This window comes from Oribacterium sp. HCP28S3_H8 (genome assembly GCF_052064775.1).
Taxonomy (GTDB): domain Bacteria; phylum Bacillota; class Clostridia; order Lachnospirales; family Lachnospiraceae; genus Oribacterium.
In genome coordinates this window covers 142,888-162,584 of sequence record NZ_JBQHUZ010000005.1, presented here as the reverse complement: position 1 = coordinate 162,584, position 19,697 = coordinate 142,888, and the positions used below count along the sequence as shown (strand labels likewise).

The following is a 19,697-nucleotide window of genomic DNA, read 5'->3' as shown; positions in this document are numbered from 1 at the left end:
AGATCATGTGTGGATGATATCATTTAACTTAAAACCGACTAGTTTATGACTGAATGTTGAGACAGAAATGGAGGCATACAATGCATCTTAAATTTACCGGCAGGAAACTGCTGTTAAGCTTTGCGACTCTTATGATGCTGACCTGTGGGGGAACCATAACAGCATTTGCGCATAACCTTACGGCAGCTATACAGTCCGTAACCATTGACACGGCTACCAAGAACACAATCAATATTAATGTGTCAACCAATGGAGACAGCACGGGCACGGATGGCAAGCTCTATATATTTGAGATAAAGCCGTATCAGAGCGATTTAAGCGGCAGATCCGATCCGATTGCGTCGGCACCGATTGCAGGCAATATGGACTTTTCCGCCAGCCTTCTTGCAGGTCCCGGTGAGAAGCGGATCTACAGTGCGTTTACAGCCGCGGTGAAGGAAAACGGAAAATATCAGATGGTTGGCAGCAGGCATTACATCACCAATCCGGAGGTCCTTGCCACCAATACCGATCCGGCACTGAATCCCGGCAAAAAAGGACTCAGGATTGAAAATTATCTTGCGGATGATGCCATCAGCATGAACATTAAACATGCCGGTCTGGACCTTGCTACAGAGCATTTTTTTGGAAAGGGGATCTGGTACTATTACGAAGGTAAAAATTATCAGATCAATGCAGATATGATCAGCTATATTGATCAATCTGTAAAAAAGCTGAGTGACAATGGAGTAGCGGTTACACTGGTGCTGCTTAACAGCTGGAACCCGGCTTATCCGGAGCTCTACCGTCCGGGCGTTACCCAGCAGGCAGGAAATGTAGCCTTGTATTATGACTTCAATGTCGAAACAGAGTCAGGCTATCGCGCAATCAAGGCCATGGCATCCTTCCTTGCAAAACGTTATAACGGTAAAAACGGATATGGCAAGGTGACAAACTGGGTGATCGGCAATGAGATTAATAATCAGTACTGGAATTATGCGGGTATTTCCGATATTACAACATATGTCCGGATGTATCAGAGAGCCTTCCGTGTGTTCTATACAGCGATGAAGAGCGAGTCTGCCAATGACAACGTGATGTTCAGTCTGGATCTTTACTGGAACATGCTTCCGGAGAGCGGGGTATTTGGCAAGTATAAGGCAAGAGATGTACTGGATACCTTTAATAACATAGATATTGAGGAGGGGCGGATCGACTGGGGTCTGGCACTTCATCCTTATCCTTATCCGTTGGTATCTCCTAATTTCTGGGATGACCTTACTACAAATCAGGGGAAGGTGACGACCGATGTCAATTCTCCGATTGTAACCTTTGCCAACCTTAACGTCATTACCGATTATATGCAGAACGCAGGCATGCTGGATACGCATGGCAAGGTACGGCATATTTTCCTGACAGAGCAGGGATTCACCTCTGTTTCCGGACAAGGGCAGGATGTGTCACAGGAGCAGGCAGCGGCAGTGGCGTATGCCTATTACATCGTATACAACAATCCGTATATTGATGCGATGCTTCTGACAAGGCAGATTGATGTAGCCGCAGGCGATGGTATGTCGGATGGGCTTGAGTATGTTGGAAAGGATGCCAATGGACAGGAAGTGATGATTCACAAGCCTGCAAGAGATGTCTTTGCCAATATTGACAATCCGGCGTTGACACAGCAGACCTCGGAATTTGCCAAGGCAGTGGTGGGTATCACAGACTGGAATCAGGTCATCCCGGGCTTCCGCTATCCGGGGCAGTAAGCTATGGCAGGATATTATCTGATACTGGTAAATGTACTTGCCTTTGTACTTTACGGGGTGGATAAGTGGAAGGCGAGGCGGAGTCTATGGAGGATTCCGGAGGCAGAGCTGATTTCCATTGCAGCCATCGGAGGTGCTGCCGGAGCACTTGCGGGTATGCTGTTTTTTCATCATAAAACCCGAAAACCTAGGTTCCGTTATGGGATACCTCTGATTCTTATTCTTTGGATTTTACTGATTCTTTATCTTACACGACTTTAAAAAATGCCGCACTGCTGAAATGCAGTGCGGCATTTTTAATACTGCAACAGTATCGTTGGAGAGCGAGTAGCTCTGACTTCACTGGATTTTTTTTGTAAGAAAGTGGAAAAAGTATATCATTTTTGAGATTCTCCCTTTAAGTATATGTAAAGTACAGGATAACTAAAAGTTAACACTTCTATAATAATCTGCTATACTATCAGAATATATCGATATGAGGGGAGTACATCATGCAGAAATTAAAAGTACATCAGATATTGGTAATTGGATTTATGCTGTTTTCCATGTTTTTTGGCGCAGGCAACCTGATTTTTCCACCGCTTCTCGGAGCGCAGGCGGGCAGCAATACCATACAGGCGATGGCAGGACTTACAGTTACCGCCGTGGTTTTTCCAATACTTGCGGTTGCTGCCGTTGCAAAGCATGATAATCTTATGAAGCTTGGAAGCTACATCCATCCATGGTTTGCATCTGCCTGGACGGTATTGATTTGTCTTATGATCGGACCATTTGTCGCAATCCCAAGGACTGCGAGCACCTCCTTTGAAATGGCGGCGGCTCCATTCCTCTCACTGGATGCGCAGGGGATGTTTCTGGCAAGGGTGCTGTATTCCCTGATATTTTTCTGTCTGGCAACCTTAGTCGCAATGAAACCACATAAGCTTAAGGATCTCCTCGGCAGGATTATGACACCGGTTCTGGTTGTACTTATCGGAAGTGTCTTTGCTGCTGTACTGATCAAGATCCCGGCGGCTGTTTCAGCGCCAAATACGGAGGGGTATAGGGATGCACCATTTGTCACCGGCTTTGTTACGGGATATCAGACAATGGATATACTTGCCGCGCTGAATTTCGGTCTGGTTATTGCTGTAAATATCCGGGATTTTGGTGTGACGGATCGTAAAGCAGTTGCAAGGGAAACGATTAAGGCAGGGGTCATCGCCGGTCTGATGCTTGCCGGAATCTATTTTGCGACAGCGTATATCGGAGCAGTCATGAGCGCAGTCCCCGGGCTTCTCAAGGAAGGAGAAACCGGTGCAGGCATACTTACCTATGCAATCCTTCAGTGCTTTGGACCGGCAGGACAGATTCTCTGCGGTCTGGTATTTCTAATCGCATGCTTTGATGTATGCTGCGGCCTTTTATCCAGCTGTTCCGAATATTTTAACCGCCTTGTACCTATGGTTACGTACCGGACATGGCTTTTTATATTTGCAATATTCAGCTTTGTGGTTTCCAGTGCAGGCCTTTACAGGATTTTGAGCTTCTCGTTCCCGATCTTAAAGGTCATGTGCCCGATCTCCATTGCGCTGATTATTTATGGTCTGATCCGGAAACGGAATCCGGATGATAAGGCTTAATTAAAAGGAAAAAACTATGCCATCACCTCCATCAATTTGACGGGAGACTGAAAAAGCTCTCATGAGCCTATGGCAGCAGCTCAAAAAATGCTTCGGGATCTGCAATGCGGATCCCGTTTTTTTCTATGGAAATAAGTCCATCCTCCTGCATGTTGTTAAGCTCTCTGGACACACTGGGTCTTGCTGCATTGACAAAATCCGCCAGATCTTCACGCTTCATGGCAAAGAGCCCGTCCGCGTTTTGAAAGGTCGGGAGAGAAATCGCCTTGGCAAGCTTTTGCCGGAGTGTTGCTCCGGTTACCGATTGAATCCGCTGATTCAGATAGTATGCCTTGGAAGCAAAGACACACATTAGATTATAGATCATCCTGCTTTTCAGTTCGTCGACATGAGTTACTTCACGGAAATAGCTGATTGGTATTTCCAGAATCTCTGATTTTTTCTGAGCGGTTGCAAAACAGTCAAAGCCATGACCAAGGAAGGCATATACCTCTCCAAACAGCTCGCCTGCCTCTGTAAAGGTCGCCATAACGGACCTCCGCCCCTCGGGGGAGGTCCGCCCGACCACGACCATTCCGGATAAAAGAACCAGAACATATTTGGGCTCGTCCTCCTGATGAAACACAAAGCTGTCTCTTTCATATTGCTGGATATGAGCGCCGCTGTCCTCGAGTGAATGAATGATTTCATCGGCTTGCATGTGGTGGAACAACGGACATTCCGTGAGCTGTCTGGCTGCTGTTTGCATTAACATATCTTAACCTCGATCCTTTTATAGTAATATTCTATAAAAATAGTATCAGAAAAAGAAAAAATCAGCAAATAAGATCATCTGATTCCGGTATCAATCAACTTGATCCGTAAAACCCGGAAGATGAAAAACTTGCAGTTGTCCCTCTCCCTGGCAAAGCTTATAATGAGATAAGACAACATCGTGCATTTAATTATGACAAAAGAAGGAGACGAATATGGGACTTTTACGTGTTGCAAAGGGCTCTCTGGACACGGTACTTGCAGATCAGTGGCGTGAATATTTCTACGCAAGTGCACTCAATGAGGATATTCTTGTTACTAAAGGCATCCCCAGACAGCAGAAAAAATCCTTTAATACAAAGAAGACGGACAATATTATCACCAACGGATCTGTGATTTCGGTCAATGAAGGCCAGTGCATGATCATTGTGGATAATGGAGCGATTGTTGAAGTCAGTGCCGAGCCGGGCGAGTTTGTATGGGACGCATCAACGGAACCGTCGATTTTTTATGGCGGACTGCAAAAGGGAATTGTGGATTCCTTTAATACATGGAAAAAACGTGTCGGCTTTGGCGGAGATACTGCTAAAGATCAGAGAATCTATTATTTTAATACAAAAGATATTATCGGCAATAAATATGGGACACAGAGTCCCATTCCGTTCCGTGTGATTGATGCAAATATCGGACTGGATACGGATGTGGCGGTACGGTGTCATGGTGAATATGCCTACCATCTCGCTGACCCGATCCTGTTTTATAAAAAGGTCTGCGGCAATGTAAGTGAGGATTTTACCAGAGACCGTATTGACAGCCAGTTAAAATCCGAGCTGTTAACTGCATTACAGCCGGTGTTTGCCGAGATTTCCATGAAAGGAGTACGGTACTCCCAGCTGCCTGCCTATACCGGGGAACTCACCAGGGTGCTTCATGCAGAGCTCAGTAAGACCTGGGGCACACTTTACGGGATAGAAATCACATCCTTTGGCATAAATTCCGCAACGATTTCGGAAGAGGATGCAGAGAAGATCAAGACATTACAGATGAACGCAACGCTCCGCAGCCCGCAGATGGCGGCAGCAACGCTTGCAGCTGCACAGGCGCAGGCAATGCAGGATGCGGCTAAAAATCAAAATGCCGGTCCAATGATGGCATTTGCAGGCTTAAATATGGCAAATATGACCGGCGGCATCAATGCAGCAAGCCTTTATCAGATGGGAGGACAAAGCGGAGTCGGAGAACCACAGGCCCCGGAAAAACCGGATCAAATGCCTGAAAGCACCGGGACTGCAAAAATGCAGCCGGGAAGCTGGATCTGCCCTAAGTGCGGTAATCAAAATGCTGGAAATTTCTGCTCAAACTGTGGTACGGCTAAACCTGAACCCACGGCCTGGATCTGCTCCTGCGGCACGCAGAATATAGGAAATTTCTGTACCAATTGCGGAAAACCCAGGAATCAGCAATAAAACGGACAGGGCAGCTTAAAATAGTAAAGGAGAGCATAAAAGAGCTGCTGCAATTTCTGTAAACGAAACTGCAGCAGCTCATATTAAAATGCTCCTGGGCGGATTCGAACCGCCACTACTGGCGTCGGAGGCCAGCGCTCTATCCATTAAGCTACAAGAACTTGACCCGTATAGTATACGACATTCCGGATAAAATGACAAGTGCTATTAAAAGAGAAATTTTCCTGTCACCATTTACATTGAAAACATTTTTCTTTTATGCTATATTTATGAAAGTAAACATATGTATTTTATTTCTATCTAAACTAACTCTAAGAAATTAAGAAAAGGTGGCATATATGCAGGAAGATTATCTTACCAAAATCCGGTCCGCGTACAATCAGTTTACCAAAGCAGAAAAGAAGGTCGCGGACTATATTCTTGCCAATCCCAATAAAGTACTCTTTATGTCAATTTCGGATCTCGCAGAGGCATGCAATGTAGGAGACACTTCGGTGTTCCGTTTTTGCAAAACCATGAATGTCAAGGGGTATCAGGAGTTTAAGATGATGCTCTCATTGTCGATGCGTTCAACGGACGAGGATATTACCGAGACCTCCGAGCGTAATATTACGCTGGAGGATGATATCTCCAAACTTGCAAAAAAGGTTTTGACAGAAAATATTTCTGCGATTCAGGAAACGTATTCCCTGCTGGATCTGAAACAGATGACAGCCGCAATGGATTTGCTTTCCGGTGCAAGGAAAATCATCTTTTTTGGTGCCGGAACCTCTATGCTTACCGCGATGAAGGCGATGAACAAGTTCCTGAGGATTGAGCAGAAGGTCTACTGCAATGAGGTTGTAAATGTGCAGCTGATGACCGCGGCTACAATGAGTCCTGATGATGTGGCAGTGATCTTTTCTTATTCCGGTGCGACAAAGGATACGGTGGAAATTGCGCGTCTCGTAAAGGAAGCAGGAGCAAGAACGATCGTCATAACAAGATTTAACCGCTCACCGCTTACAGAATACGCGGATATCATCCTGCTTTGCGGAGCGAATGAGGGTACACTGCAGAGTGGATCCACGTCGGCGGAAATCAGTCAGCTTTTCCTTGTAGATATCATGTATTCAGAGTATTATAGGAGGCATTACAAGAGGTGTTCTGCCTATTTGGAAAAGACTTCCAAGGCAATCGCGGATAAATCATTTAACTGAGTTTATGACAGATTATAAAAATAAAGACATCAATGTCGAGTTGCTCCGGATTGTGGCTTGCTTCCTCGTAATCATGAACCATATCAAGGCGTTTGATTTCACAGGAGCAAACCTAAATCGCGGAGCATTGCTCATTAACGGACTGGTTACACCGGCAGTCGGGATTTTCTTTTTGATCAGTGGTTTCTTTTTAAGCAGTCACTCCACAATCCGGAGATCCTGGAGCCGCTTTTTTAAACGCGTGGCACTGCCGGCGTTTGTGCTTGTTATTGTGACTGGGTATCTCAGAGCCTGGCTTGCAAGCCCGGCGGACAATGGTACAGTAACAACGCTGTGGCAAAGTATACGTAAGACGGAGCTTATTGGCAATCTGCGGAATATCGTACTTGGCATATTGGCATTTGATGCGGGAGTATTTGGCAAATATACGGAGCATCTGTGGTTTGTACTAAGCTATGGAGCAGTTATGATTTATCTTCCCATCCTGCTTGCCATGATCCGGGCGGATATGGAGAAATGGATGGCATTTCTTTCCGGAATCACGCTGCTTCGTCTTTTGATGACGGATATCACCATGCAGGAAGCACCTCCGATACAGCTTTATATACCAAAGGGTATCCCGATTCAGCCGGTATACTGCATGCTGGGATATCTTTTGTATCAGCTTGTCAGGAAATCCCGCTGGATTTTAAGTGGAGCGCAGGTGTCGGAGCGCCCCGATACAAGGCATGGCGGATGCCAAAGGCAGATCCGGCTGCTTCTTTTTTTTGCAGCCTTTTATATCGTCGTAATGCTGCTTCTCTGGAAGGCGCAGTTTACATATACCTATAAAGGACTTGCTGCGGGCAGAAGCGTTGCCGAGATGGAAGAGGATACCTACTACTGTACATGGCTGAGCGGGCTTGGACTTTTAAGCTCTGTGGGCCTCAGCGGAATGGTGCTGTCCCTGCCGCTAAAAAGGATACCGGAACTCGTTAAACGATTGATTGTACGCCTGGGATTCTATACATATCCCATCTTCCTTATGCATTATATGATCGTACAGAAGCTTAGAATCATCGAGCTCGAGCCTGAGATAAAAGAAAAGCTTGCTGCAGATGGCACGCAGGGAGCGATCCTGTATGCCTTTTTATATGCAGCGTTTATTTTTATCATCACATTGGGAATCTGTATCCTGATTCACCGGAGCTTATGCTTTTTACAGCAGAGTATCCGGAGGATGACAGGTAAGAAAACAGAAATTATGTCTTAGCTTTACGGATCTCGTCAATTTTATCCCGGTAGCGTGCGGCATCCTCAAAGTTAAGCTCGGCAGCAGCAGCCCGCATCTTTTTGGTGAGTTCCCGGATCAGTTTGTCGATCTCCTGATGTGTCATGGACTCCACATCCTTGGAGATTCCCCTGACATCATCGGCGTCGGCTGCCTTGGAGATGGAAATCAGATCCCGAACCGCCTTTTTAATGGTGGTCGGTGTAATGCCATGCTCCTCATTATACTTTTCCTGAATTTTCCGACGGCGGTTGGTTTCCTCAATCGTACGATCCATAGACTCTGTAATGGTGTCAGCATACATGATGACATGACCCTCCGCATTTCGGGCGGCTCTGCCTACCGTCTGGATCAGCGAGGTTTCCGAACGCAGAAAACCCTCTTTATCCGCATCGAGGATGGCGACCAGCGTGATTTCCGGAATATCCAGACCCTCTCTTAAAAGATTGATTCCCACAAGTACATCAAATTTATCGAGACGCATGTCCCGGATGATGCTAGCCCGCTCCAGTGTATCAATGTCAGAATGCAGATATTTTACGCGAATGTCTGCCTCCTTGAGATATTTCGTGAGATCCTCCGCCATACGCTTGGTAAGGGTGGTTACAAGAACCTTATGCTGCTTGTCGGTTTCCTTATGGATTTCGGAAATCAGGTCGTCAATCTGACCCTTTGTAGGGCGGACCTCAATTTTAGGATCCAGAAGACCTGTAGGACGGATGATCTGCTCCGCCCTTAGCAGCTCGTGATCTGCTTCGTACTCGCCCGGAGTGGCTGAGACAAACATCATCTGATCAATTTTCTGCTCAAATTCCTGGAAATTTAAAGGACGGTTGTCCAGTGCCGATGGCAGACGGAATCCATAATCTACGAGTGTCATTTTGCGGGAAAGGTTTCCATTGTACATACCGCGTACCTGAGGCAGGGTAATGTGCGACTCATCCACGATAATGAGATAATCATCTGGAAAATAATCCATCAATGTATAGGGCGGTTCCCCGGGCTTCTGGAAATTGAGATGCCGTGTGTAGTTTTCAATTCCGGAGCAGAATCCGGTTTCCTTGAGCATCTCCACATCATAATTGGTGCGTTCCGCGATTCTCTGGGCTTCGATCAGCTTATCCTCGGATTTAAAGTACTTTACCCGTTCCTCCATTTCCGCAAGGATATTATTGCATGCAAGATTGAGCTTTTCCTGAGGGATAACATAGGGACTTGCCGGAAAAATCATCACATGCTCAAGCGTTGCCTTGGCTTTGGCGGTCAGTGCATCAATCAGCTGGATCCGGTCGATCTCATCGCCAAAAAATTCAATTCTATATGCCTGTTCTCCCTCGGATGCTGGAAATACATCAACAACATCGCCCATAACACGGAAGGTGCCACGCTTAAAGTCAATATCATTTCGGTTGTACTGGATGTTGATGAGCTGCCGTAAGAAATCGTCGCGGTCTCTGTTTTGTCCGGGTCTCAGAGAAATTGCCATATTGAGATATTCGTTTGGTGCACCAAGACCATAGATACAGGATACGGAAGAAACCACGATGACATCATTCCGCTCCGACAGGGATGCCATGGCGGAGTTCCGGAGCTTATCGATTTCGTCGTTGATATCCGAGTCCTTTTCTATATATGTATCTGTCGCCGGCATATATGCCTCCGGCTGGTAGTAATCATAATATGATACAAAATACTCTACCGCATTTTCCGGGAAAAATTCCTTCATTTCCGAGTAGAGCTGTGCCGCAAGGGTTTTATTATGCGATATAATCAGCGTAGGCTTTTGCAGCTTCTCTATGACATTTGCCATGGTAAAGGTTTTGCCGGAGCCGGTGACACCCAGGAGGGTCTCAAACTGATTTCCTTCCCGGAAGCCCTGCACCAGCTTGTCAATGGCCTGTGGCTGATCTCCGGTGGGCTTGTAGTCGGAATGTAATTTAAATGAATGATGTTCCATTGCATGCTCCATGTGATTCGTGTGTGACAATAATTTCAATAAAGGCGATTTAAGTAAAGGAATTATACCACTGAATGTGCATGACAGCCATAAAAGATAGCTATTCGCTTTTATGGAAAAAGCAGTGTACACTGACGATACATAAATACGCTATTATACTGTCAAAATAATGCTGATATAAAAAGGAGTCGTATCATGAATTTTAAAATTGTAACTATCCCCGGAGACGGTATTGGTCCGGAAATTGTACGTGAAGCGCAGAAAGTGCTTGAAAGGGTGGCAAAGGTCTATGGACATAAGTTTTGCTTTGAAAGGGTACTGATGGGAGGATGCTCCATTGATGCGTATGGCGAGCCGCTTACGGATGAAACCATTGAAATCTGCAAGAGCGCGGATGCTGTGCTGATGGGCTCCATTGGAGGGAAGGTAGGACAGTCCAGCTGGTATGAGCTTCCGCCGGAGAAGCGTCCGGAGGCAGGACTTCTCAAGCTTCGGAAATCGCTTGGTCTCTTTTGCAATCTAAGACCGGCACATCTCTATCCGGAGCTTAAAAAAGCATGTCCGCTCAGAGAGTCCATTGCCGATCAGGGCTTTGATGTAATGATGGTCCGGGAATTGACGGGCGGACTGTATTTCGGCACACGCAAAACGGAAGTGGTCGACGGGGTAGAGGTCGCCACAGATACATTGGTCTACCATGATTATGAAATCCGCAGGATTGCGGAAAAGGCATTTGAAATTGCGTCCAAGAGACAGTGCCATGTAACCTCTGTAGATAAGGCCAATGTGCTGGACTCCTCCAGACTCTGGAGGAAAATTGTAATAGAGGTAGGCAAGGCGCATCCGGATATTGCACTCGATCATGCCCTGGTAGATTCTACAGCGATGCAGCTGGTACGAAATCCCGGACAGTTTGATGTGGTCGTGACCGAAAATATGTTTGGAGATATTCTGTCAGATGAGATGGCAGAGATTGCGGGATCCCTGGGAATGCTTCCATCCGCATCTCTCCGTGAGGATAGTTTTGGACTTTATGAGCCGAGTGGCGGATCTGCACCTGATATTGCCGGTCTCAATGTTGCCAATCCTCTGGCTACCATTTTGTCTGCTGCCATGCTGCTCCGGTATTCCTTTAATTTAAGCAAAGAGGCGGATGCTGTGGAGGCAGCTGTAGCGGAAACCTTGACGGCTGGTTTACGCACTGCGGATATTATGGAGGATGGTGTTTCCGGGCTGACCCGGCTGTCTACCTCGGAGATGGGAGACCAGGTTGCCGCAAGGATCCGGTAACCTGGCAGGTTGAATTTATTTTTTAGCATGATTGCAGGAGAGCTTCCGTCACAGTGACGGGAGCTCTTTTATGTTGTACTAATGTGAATACATAAAAAATATTTATTATGTATATAAATGTAAACGGTGGTATTATAGCATCATATCCGAAAAGGAATATAAATCATAAGAGGTATAATGTATAATTATATCTTTGCCAAAGGAGATATGGATATGAGCAGAGTTTACAACTTCAGTGCAGGTCCGGCAGTTCTGCCGGAGGAGGTCCTCAGAAAAGCAGCGGAAGAGATGCTGGATTATCATGGGTGCGGAATGTCTGTCATGGAGATGTCACATCGTTCCAAGGATTTCCAGGATATCATCGACCAGTGTGAGGCGGATATCCGGGAGCTGCTGGGGATCCCTGATAACTATAAGGTACTGTTTCTCCAGGGCGGTGGAAACACACAGTTTGCGATGGTGCCGATGAACCTCATGCGAAACAAGGTTGCGGATTACATTGTAACCGGAAACTGGGCTAAGAAGGCCGCGAAAGAAGCGGAGCTTTATGGCAAGGTGCACGTTGTTGCAAGCTCTGCGGATAAAAACTTTACCTATATTCCGGACCTTTCGGATCTTCCGATTGATGAGGATGCGGATTATGTATATATTTGCCAGAACAATACCATCTATGGCACAACAATCCGGGAACTTCCGGATACCAAGGGCAAGGACCTCGTGTCAGATGTATCCTCCATGTTTCTCTCCGAGCCGATGGATGTTTCCCGCTATGGCATTGTGTGGGGCGGCGTACAGAAAAACGTAGGTCCGGCAGGCGTCACGATTGTCATTATCCGGGAGGATCTGATCCGGGAGGATGTACTTCCGTTTACACCTACCATGCTCCGTTATAAGACTCACGCAGACAAGGGATCAATGTATAACACCCCGCCCTGCTACAATATTTATATCTGCGGGCTCGTATTCCAGTGGCTTAAGGAGATGGGCGGACTTGAGGTTATGAAGGAGCGGAATGAAAGGAAAGCCAAGGTGCTGTATGATTTCCTTGATCAGTCCCGCATGTTCCATGGAACGGTAGTACCTAAAGATCGTTCTCTTATGAATGTTCCCTTTGTTACAGGAGATAAGGATCTCGATGCAAAGTTTATTGCAGAGTCCTCTGCCGCAGGCTTTAAAAACCTCAAGGGACATCGCACCGTCGGAGGTATGAGAGCATCGCTCTACAACGCAATGCCATATGAAGGGGTCGTAAAGCTTGTTGAATTTATGGATCAGTTTGAAAAGGAGAATCATAAGGCATGAAGGACCGTAAAATTTTTTGCTTAAACAATATCAGTCGTGTCGGAACCGGAAAATTCCGTAAGGGCTACACACTCGTTGACCAGATGGAGGAAGCAGCAGGAGTCCTCGTCAGATCTCAGGATATGGATGACATGGCATTTCCAAAGACTCTGCGCGCGATCGGGCGTGCAGGAGCCGGGGTTAATAATATCCCTCTGATCGACTGCGCAGAGCATGGCATTGTAGTATTCAATACACCAGGCGCCAATGCCAATGCCGTAAAGGAGCTTGTGATTTCAGGACTCATGATGGCAAGCCGGGATATCCTGGGCGGAGCTGACTGGGTAAAGGCCAATGCACAGGATCCGGACATTCAGAAAAAGGCGGAGAAGGCAAAAAAGAACTTTGCCGGTGTGGAAATCAAGGGTAAGAAGCTTGGCGTCATCGGGCTTGGAGCAATCGGTGTACTGGTAGCCAATGCGGCGGTTGATCTCGGAATGGAGGTGTACGGCTATGATCCCTATCTCTCTGTAGCATCCGCATGGAATCTCTCGCAGAAGGTGCATCACACTGCGCTCACCGAGGAACTGTTTGCCAAGTGCGATTATCTTACGATCCATGTGCCGGCAACGGACTCCACTAAGGGAATGCTTAACAAAAAGGCTTTCCAGCAGATGAAGGATGGTGTGCGGATCCTCAACTTTGCACGAGATACGCTTGTGAATGATGACGATATGGCGGAAGCGCTGTCACAGGGCAAGGTTAAGGTCTATGTTTCCGATTTCCCTAACCCAAAGGTTGCCAATATGCCCGGAGCGGTTGTACTGCCACACCTTGGTGCATCCACCGAGGAAGCAGAGGATAACTGCGCGGTGATGGCGGTTGAAGAGATTCAGGACTATCTGGATAACGGAAACATTCACCATAGCGTTAATTTCCCGGATACAGAAATGGGTATCTGCCAGACCGATGGCAGAATCGCGATCCTCCATAGAAATGTGCCCAACATGCTGGGACAGATTACAAGAGCTCTGGGAGATGCCGGCATCAATATTGCAGGCATGCAGAACAAATCCCGCGGTCAGTATGCATACACACTGATGGATATTGACAGACATCTTACAGATGAGGGCTTTACCAACCTGCAGCAGATTGAGGGGATCCTGAGAGTAAGGAAAATCAAGTAAGTAGGTAAGCTTTGCGAAGGGCTCTGCCTTTAGATGCCCGCTTTATGCGATAAAATACAATGATGCGGCTTTGATAAACAGGCTTTGTATGTTATTATGTTAACACACATTTGCTGAGCTGAATGTGAAATTATCAGGAGGCGTAGAGTATGAATATTTTATTTGTTGTTCCGGTGCTGGGTGTACTGGCACTGATCTTTGCCGGCTATCAGGCAGGCAGAGTTTCCGGAACAGAAGCGGGAAATGACCGGATGAAGGAAATTGCCGGAGCCATTTCCGAGGGTGCCCATGCATTCCTCTTTTCGGAATATAAGATTCTGATTATTTTTGTTGCCGTGCTGTTTGTAGCAATCGGACTGGGAACCGGATCCTGGGTTACTGCAGTCTGCTTTGTGTTTGGAGCGCTGTTTTCAACACTTGCAGGATATTTCGGTATGACGGTTGCAACCAAGGCCAATGTCCGGACAGCAAATGCAGCGATGACCCATGGCATGAATCATGCACTTCAGATTGCATTTGCAGGTGGTTCGGTTATGGGCATGTGCGTTGCAGGCTTCGGTGTAGTCGGAGTCTCTCTTATTTATCTTATTACAGGAAATGTAGGAGTGCTCTCCGGATTTTCCCTTGGCGCATCCTCCATTGCATTGTTTGCCCGTGTTGGAGGTGGTATCTACACTAAGGCTGCGGACGTTGGAGCGGATCTTGTAGGTAAGGTAGAAGCGGGCATCCCGGAGGATGATCCGAGAAATCCTGCTGTTATTGCGGATAATGTTGGTGACAACGTCGGTGATGTTGCCGGTATGGGTGCGGATCTTTTTGAGTCTTACGTCGGCGCGCTGGTTTCTGCCTTGACTCTGGGAATCGCCTATTATCAGGTTGCGGGGGCCCTGTATCCTCTGCTTCTTGCTGGCTGCGGACTGGCTGCCTGCATCATCGGCTGCTTTTTTGTCAAGGGCGATGATAAGATGGATCCGCACAAATCCCTGAACCGTGGCACGTATATTGCGAGTGCTCTGGTGCTTGTGATTTCGGTTGTTCTTTCTGTTATGATCTTCCATACCATTTCCGCCGCGGTTGCGGTTATCTCCGGACTTCTGGTCGGTCTTGTGATTGGTATGATTACCGAGTATTACACATCCGGAGACTACAAGCCGGTACAGGAGATTGCCAAGGAGTCCGAGACCGGAGCAGGCACCAATATTATTTCAGGTCTTGCTGTTGGTATGCGCTCTGCAGCAATCCCGGTGCTTCTGATCTGTGTAGGTATCTTTATTTCCTTCCAGGTGATGGGACTGTATGGCATTGCCCTTTCTGCTGTAGGTATGCTTTCAACAACAGCCATTACTGTTGCGGTAGATGCGTATGGACCGATCGCGGATAATGCTGGTGGTATTGCCGAGATGTCCGGTCTGGATGAGTCTGTCCGGGATATCACAGATAAGCTGGACGCGGTTGGAAATACTACAGCAGCCATGGGTAAGGGCTTTGCGATTGGCTCTGCGGCGCTTACAGCGCTGGCACTGTTTGTTTCCTATGCAGAGGCAGTCGGTCTCAAGTCCATTGATATCCTCAATAACCGTGTTACGATCGGACTTATGATTGGCGGCATGCTGCCGTTCCTTTTCAGCGCATTTACGATGAGTTCGGTTTCCAGAGCTGCATATACGATGATTGAGGAAGTACGCAGGCAGTTCCATGCAGATGCCGGGATTCTTGCCGGAACCTCCCGTCCGGACTATACCTCCTGTGTAGCTATTTCCACACAGGCAGCCCTCAGGGAAATGATTATCCCGGGAGTGCTGGCGGTATTTGCTCCACTCGCAGTAGGTTTGCTGCTGGGACCGGAAGCTCTCGGCGGACTGCTCGCCGGCGCACTTGTTGCAGGCGTTATGATGGCAATTTTTATGTCCAATTCCGGTGGAGCCTGGGATAATGCCAAGAAGTATATCGAGGAAGGACATCATGGCGGTAAGGGCAGCGAAGCGCACAAGGCAGCAGTTGTTGGTGATACCGTAGGTGATCCGTTTAAGGATACTTCCGGACCATCCATTAACATCCTTATCAAGCTGATGACGATTATTTCTCTGGTATTTGCGCCACTTTTCTTAAGTGTAGGCGGTATCCTTTAATCTAAATTGTATAATCAAGCCTGCCGGGTCCATCCCGGCAGGCTATTTTAAAAGGTATAAGTTATTTTATGTAAAGGAGCAGAGTTCATGGCAGTGATTAAACCATTTCGCGCGATACGACCGGCAGCTCAATATGTAGAGCAGGTTGCAGCGCTTCCGTATGATGTGTATTCCCAGGCAGAGGCTAGAGCAGCCGTGCAGGGCAAACCGCTTTCCTTCCTTAATATTGATCGTCCGGAGACACAGTTTCCGGAGCGGCAGGATATGTATGCACCGGAGGTATATCAAAAGGCATCTGAGATGCTGGATCAGGAAATCCGGGATGGAGTTTTTATCCAGGATGCAGAGCCATGCTATTATGTTTACGAGCTTACCATGGACGGCAGAACGCAGACAGGGATCGCGGCGCTCTCTTCGATTGATGATTATTTAAACAATGTATGTAAGAAACATGAAAATACGGTTGCCGAGAAGGAGCAGGACAGAATACATCATGTGGATGTCTGCTCGTGCCAGACGGGTCCGATTTTCCTTGCGTATCGAGGCGAAAGCAAAATAAATGACATTGTAACGGAGACCAAGAAGACCGAAGCCCTATATGATTTTACTTCAGAGGATGGCATTCGCCACAGAGTTTTCAGAATATCGGATCCGGATACGGTCAACAGACTGCAGGGATATTTCGCTGAGATTCCGGCAACCTATATTGCGGATGGACACCACAGAGCAGCCTCGGCAGTGAAGGTCGGGCTTAAGAGAAGGGCAGAACATCCGGATTATGATGGCTCAGAGGAATTTAACTATTTCCTGTCGGTACTCTTTCCTGATGAAGAGCTTAAGATCATGGACTACAATCGGGTTGTGAAGGATCTCAATGGATATTCGGCGGAAGATTTTATGATTTCCATCGAGGAAAACTTCCAGGTATTTCATATTAAGGAAGCTTTTAAACCGAGAGTGAAGGGCGAGATCTGCATGTACCTGGGTGGAGAATGGTTTCTGATCCGGGAGAGAGAGGCTCTTATGGAGGAGAGAAGCGAGGACCCTGTTAAAACGCTGGATGTTTCGCTTTTACAGGATGAGATTCTGAAGCCGCTTCTCGGCATCGGTGATCCGAGGACGGATCAGAGAATTGAGTTTGTCGGAGGAATCCGGGGACTTAAGGAGCTTGAAAAAAGAGTCAGCCGCTACACGTATCAGCATGCCATGGATGGAACGCTGGAGGAAACAGGTCCGGCAGTTGCATTCGCAATGCATCCGACCAGTATTTCGGAGCTTCTCAATGTGGCAGATCATGGACTGCTTATGCCGCCGAAATCCACCTGGTTTGAACCTAAGCTTAGAAGCGGTATCTTTTTACATCGCATTGAAAGGTGATTGCAGCGTGATCGTAAGCTGCCCGGGGATGTTTTAACCTGGGGGCAGGTACATAAAGCGGCTGCTTCCTGAGGTTAAGTTTACACTTATTTCATAACAGTCACCTTGATTTATCCGACTATGCCCCGTATAATAAATTGAAAACTGTTTTTATTTTATGACAGTTAAATACCAGGCGCAAAACAGGAGATATGGATGGATAATAATGACAACAGAGGCGATGGTGGAAGGTTCCGAAATACCAATTCAGGGCAGACATTTCTGATTCTGATCATTGCGGCAGTCGTTACCTTCTTTATATATACAATGGTAAGGCAGTTTTTTGTATCCGGGGTAAGTCAGGAGCTGAGCTACTCTGAGTTTATCCAGATGGTGGATAACGACCAGGTAAAAGAGGTGCGCTGGGGAGATAACCAGATCACAATCACGCCTAAATATAATGCGCTTGACAACAGCATCGGCACGTCTAACACGTACCAGCAGTTTCTAAACCAGAGCAACATGACCTTTTATGTGGTGCCGGTCAATGCAGATGCTGCAAATCTTGTGGACCGGATGCTGAAGCATAATGTCGTGATTTATAAAAACAAGCCTGATAATACCGGCTATATCATGGAGACATTGATCGGACTTGTGCTTCCGTTTGTGCTGCTTTTTGTGATCATGAATATGACCATGAAGCGGATGGGAAGTGGCGGCGGAGTGATGGGAGTCGGCAAATCCACAGCCAAGATGTATATGCAGAAGGAAACCGGCGTCAGTTTTAAGGATGTTGCCGGTGAAGATGAGGCAAAGGAAAGCCTGATTGAGATTGTGGATTTCCTGCATAATCCTGCAAAATATAAGGCGGTTGGAGCAAAGCTCCCTAAGGGCGCACTGCTGGTAGGCCCTCCGGGGACCGGTAAAACCTTGCTTGCCAAGGCAGTTGCCGGTGAGGCACAGGTTCCGTTTTATTCTCTTTCTGGTTCTGACTTTGTAGAAATGTTTGTCGGAGTCGGTGCAAGCCGTGTAAGAGATTTATTTAAGCAGGCTTCGCAAACGGCACCCTGCATTATCTTTATAGATGAGATTGATGCAATTGGTAAAACCCGTGATACCCGTTACGGTGGTAATGATGAGCGGGAGCAGACGCTGAACCAGTTGCTTTCCGAGATGGATGGCTTTGATGCCTCCAAGGGCATCATGGTTATGGGAGCGACAAACCGTCCGGAGATTTTAGATCCTGCGTTGCTGAGACCCGGCAGATTTGACCGACGCGTCATTGTGGAAAAGCCGGATTTAAAGGGACGTGTCAATATTTTAAAGGTACATGCCAGGGACATCCAGTTGGATGATTCTGTAGATTTTAACGAGATTGCGCTGGCAACCTCGGGAGCTGTAGGCGCGGATCTTGCCAATATGGTAAATGAAGCAGCCATTACCGCTGTGAAGCATGGCAGATCAAAGGTCTCTCAGGCGGATCTGTTTGAAGCGGTTGAGGTTGTGCTTGTTGGTAAGGAAAAGAAGGACCGGATCCTTAGCCAGGAGGAACGTAGAATTGTGTCCTATCATGAGGTAGGGCATGCGCTTGTTTCCGCGATCCAAAAGGATTCCGAGCCGGTGCAGAAGATTACGATTGTACCGAGAACCATGGGTGCGTTAGGCTATGTAATGCAGGTTCCGGAGGAGGAGAAGTACCTCAATACAAAAAGCGAGCTGCTAGCCATGCTTGTCGGGCTTCTGGCAGGCAGGGCTGCGGAGGAAATTGTCTTTGATACCGTGACAACCGGTGCAGCCAATGATATTGAGAGAGCAACCAAGATTGCCCGTGCGATGGTTACGCAGTACGGTATGTCCGACCGCTTTGGACTGATGGGTCTGGCAACACAGGAAAATATGTATCTTACCGGCAGGACGGTTATGAACTGCGGAGATGATACTGCTACAGAGGTCGATAAGGAGGTCAGCAGCCTGCTGAAATCCTGCTATAATGAGGCAAAAAGAATTTTAAGCGAGAACCGCTATGCGCTGGACCGGATTGCAGAGTTTCTGATTGAGAGGGAAACCATCACCGGTAAGGAGTTTATGCAGATCCTCCATGATGTGCAAAGAGAGCATGCTGCAGCTACGGGTCAGAGCCCTGATGCTGCTGTATCCGGTAACCATCCTGAGGTGTCGGACGGTGGCTCCGGGGTAGAGAACATTCAGGAAAGAGCTAAGGCGCTGGAAGCAGACGTGCGTAAGGCTGAGCAGAATACAAGTGGAGGCAAGCGAAGCTTTGAGGAGGTAAGAGCAGCTTACACGCATTTTGCGGATGATACAGCTGCTGCACCTGCAGAAAATGCTTCAGGTGCTCAGGAGTCAGCCTTATCAGATGCAAAGGATACGGAGCATAATTCAAAGACCGACGATCCATCTAAATCTGGAGACTGATCAGAGACT

14 protein-coding genes and 1 tRNA gene are annotated in these 19,697 nt (G+C 47.3%); 12 read left to right on the top strand and 3 right to left on the bottom strand.

The genetic code is table 11. From position 1 onward, the window contains the following. Nucleotides 1-80 precede the first annotated feature (80 nt). From ACTNEN_RS07895 to brnQ, 3 genes are all read left to right on the top strand, one after another. Nucleotides 81-1,745: a DUF5722 domain-containing protein gene (locus ACTNEN_RS07895; RefSeq protein ID WP_441205648.1), complete on the top strand. Its 1,665-nt coding sequence runs from the start codon at nucleotides 81-83 to the stop codon at nucleotides 1,743-1,745. Between the two features lie 3 nt (nucleotides 1,746-1,748). Then, nucleotides 1,749-2,006 (top strand): DUF1294 domain-containing protein, encoded by a 258-nt coding sequence (locus ACTNEN_RS07890; RefSeq protein WP_441205647.1) that lies wholly within the window; start codon nucleotides 1,749-1,751, stop codon nucleotides 2,004-2,006. Between the two features lie 230 nt (nucleotides 2,007-2,236). Beyond that, nucleotides 2,237-3,367, top strand: coding sequence for a branched-chain amino acid transport system II carrier protein (gene brnQ / locus ACTNEN_RS07885; RefSeq protein ID WP_441205646.1), 1,131 nt, complete (start codon nucleotides 2,237-2,239; stop codon nucleotides 3,365-3,367). A 67-nt stretch (nucleotides 3,368-3,434) separates the two neighbouring features. Here brnQ and ACTNEN_RS07880 read toward each other — a convergent pair whose 3' ends face one another. Then, entirely contained in the window at nucleotides 3,435-4,121 is a 687-nt protein-coding gene (locus tag ACTNEN_RS07880; protein ID WP_441205645.1) for a Crp/Fnr family transcriptional regulator, read from the bottom strand. Nucleotides 4,122-4,335: 214 nt separating this feature from the next. Between ACTNEN_RS07880 and ACTNEN_RS07875 the strand changes: the two genes are divergently transcribed. Next, complete coding sequence (locus ACTNEN_RS07875; RefSeq protein ID WP_441205643.1) at nucleotides 4,336-5,586, top strand: SPFH domain-containing protein; 1,251 nt, start codon at nucleotides 4,336-4,338, stop codon at nucleotides 5,584-5,586. Between the two features lie 89 nt (nucleotides 5,587-5,675). Here ACTNEN_RS07875 and ACTNEN_RS07870 read toward each other — a convergent pair. Continuing rightward, a tRNA-Arg gene (locus ACTNEN_RS07870) sits at nucleotides 5,676-5,747 on the bottom strand. A gap of 177 nt (nucleotides 5,748-5,924) precedes the next feature. Here ACTNEN_RS07870 and ACTNEN_RS07865 point away from each other — a divergent pair. After that, entirely contained in the window at nucleotides 5,925-6,785 is an 861-nt protein-coding gene (locus ACTNEN_RS07865) for a MurR/RpiR family transcriptional regulator (RefSeq protein ID WP_441205642.1), read from the top strand. Between the two features lie 4 nt (nucleotides 6,786-6,789). After that, the gene (locus tag ACTNEN_RS07860; RefSeq protein ID WP_441205641.1) at nucleotides 6,790-8,037 is read left to right on the top strand and encodes an acyltransferase family protein; all 1,248 of its coding nucleotides are present in this window, start codon (nucleotides 6,790-6,792) and stop codon (nucleotides 8,035-8,037) included. On the opposite strand, the gene uvrB is transcribed toward ACTNEN_RS07860, so the two are convergent. After that, a complete protein-coding gene (uvrB, locus tag ACTNEN_RS07855) occupies nucleotides 8,027-10,012 on the bottom strand; it encodes an excinuclease ABC subunit UvrB (RefSeq protein ID WP_441205640.1) in 1,986 nt (661 codons plus the stop codon). The genes ACTNEN_RS07860 and uvrB overlap by 11 nt on opposite strands. A gap of 195 nt (nucleotides 10,013-10,207) precedes the next feature. Between uvrB and leuB the strand changes: the two genes are divergently transcribed. The 6 genes from leuB (at nucleotide 10,208) to ftsH (ending at nucleotide 19,688) form a co-directional block, all read left to right on the top strand. Beyond that, nucleotides 10,208-11,302: a 3-isopropylmalate dehydrogenase gene (leuB, locus tag ACTNEN_RS07850; RefSeq protein WP_441205638.1), complete on the top strand. Its 1,095-nt coding sequence runs from the start codon at nucleotides 10,208-10,210 to the stop codon at nucleotides 11,300-11,302. A 213-nt stretch (nucleotides 11,303-11,515) separates the two neighbouring features. Further along, nucleotides 11,516-12,604, top strand: a complete 1,089-nt coding sequence (gene serC / locus ACTNEN_RS07845; protein WP_441205636.1) for a 3-phosphoserine/phosphohydroxythreonine transaminase — start codon at nucleotides 11,516-11,518, stop codon at nucleotides 12,602-12,604. Further along, on the top strand, nucleotides 12,601-13,770 hold the full coding sequence (locus ACTNEN_RS07840) for a phosphoglycerate dehydrogenase (protein ID WP_441205634.1): 1,170 nt from the start codon (nucleotides 12,601-12,603) through the stop codon (nucleotides 13,768-13,770). The genes serC and ACTNEN_RS07840 overlap by 4 nt, the downstream gene beginning before the upstream one ends. Nucleotides 13,771-13,919: 149 nt before the next feature. Next, nucleotides 13,920-15,899 carry a sodium-translocating pyrophosphatase gene (locus ACTNEN_RS07835; protein ID WP_441205633.1) on the top strand — a complete coding sequence of 660 codons (1,980 nt, stop codon included), beginning with the start codon at nucleotides 13,920-13,922 and terminating at the stop codon, nucleotides 15,897-15,899. An 87-nt stretch (nucleotides 15,900-15,986) separates the two neighbouring features. After that, nucleotides 15,987-17,276: a DUF1015 domain-containing protein gene (locus ACTNEN_RS07830; protein WP_441205631.1), complete on the top strand. Its 1,290-nt coding sequence runs from the start codon at nucleotides 15,987-15,989 to the stop codon at nucleotides 17,274-17,276. Nucleotides 17,277-17,471: 195 nt separating this feature from the next. Next, entirely contained in the window at nucleotides 17,472-19,688 is a 2,217-nt protein-coding gene (gene ftsH / locus ACTNEN_RS07825; RefSeq protein WP_441205629.1) for an ATP-dependent zinc metalloprotease FtsH, read from the top strand. The last annotated feature ends 9 nt before the right edge of the window (nucleotides 19,689-19,697 follow it).

What these genes read in the sequence shown, in the direction of transcription:
- serC (WP_441205636.1), top strand. Translation starts at nt 11,516, where the DNA reads ATGAGCAGAGTTTACAACTTCAGTGCAGGTCCGGCAGTTCTGCCGGAG.
- ACTNEN_RS07830 (WP_441205631.1), top strand. Translation starts at nt 15,987, where the DNA reads ATGGCAGTGATTAAACCATTTCGCGCGATACGACCGGCAGCTCAATAT.
- uvrB (WP_441205640.1), bottom strand. Translation starts at nt 10,012, where the DNA reads ATGGAACATCATTCATTTAAATTACATTCCGACTACAAGCCCACCGGA.
- ACTNEN_RS07835 (WP_441205633.1), top strand. Translation starts at nt 13,920, where the DNA reads ATGAATATTTTATTTGTTGTTCCGGTGCTGGGTGTACTGGCACTGATC.
- ACTNEN_RS07890 (WP_441205647.1), top strand. Translation starts at nt 1,749, where the DNA reads ATGGCAGGATATTATCTGATACTGGTAAATGTACTTGCCTTTGTACTT.
- ACTNEN_RS07880 (WP_441205645.1), bottom strand. Translation starts at nt 4,121, where the DNA reads ATGTTAATGCAAACAGCAGCCAGACAGCTCACGGAATGTCCGTTGTTC.
- leuB (WP_441205638.1), top strand. Translation starts at nt 10,208, where the DNA reads ATGAATTTTAAAATTGTAACTATCCCCGGAGACGGTATTGGTCCGGAA.
- ACTNEN_RS07865 (WP_441205642.1), top strand. Translation starts at nt 5,925, where the DNA reads ATGCAGGAAGATTATCTTACCAAAATCCGGTCCGCGTACAATCAGTTT.
- ACTNEN_RS07875 (WP_441205643.1), top strand. Translation starts at nt 4,336, where the DNA reads ATGGGACTTTTACGTGTTGCAAAGGGCTCTCTGGACACGGTACTTGCA.
- ACTNEN_RS07860 (WP_441205641.1), top strand. Translation starts at nt 6,790, where the DNA reads ATGACAGATTATAAAAATAAAGACATCAATGTCGAGTTGCTCCGGATT.
- ACTNEN_RS07840 (WP_441205634.1), top strand. Translation starts at nt 12,601, where the DNA reads ATGAAGGACCGTAAAATTTTTTGCTTAAACAATATCAGTCGTGTCGGA.
- ACTNEN_RS07895 (WP_441205648.1), top strand. Translation starts at nt 81, where the DNA reads ATGCATCTTAAATTTACCGGCAGGAAACTGCTGTTAAGCTTTGCGACT.
- brnQ (WP_441205646.1), top strand. Translation starts at nt 2,237, where the DNA reads ATGCAGAAATTAAAAGTACATCAGATATTGGTAATTGGATTTATGCTG.
- ftsH (WP_441205629.1), top strand. Translation starts at nt 17,472, where the DNA reads ATGGATAATAATGACAACAGAGGCGATGGTGGAAGGTTCCGAAATACC.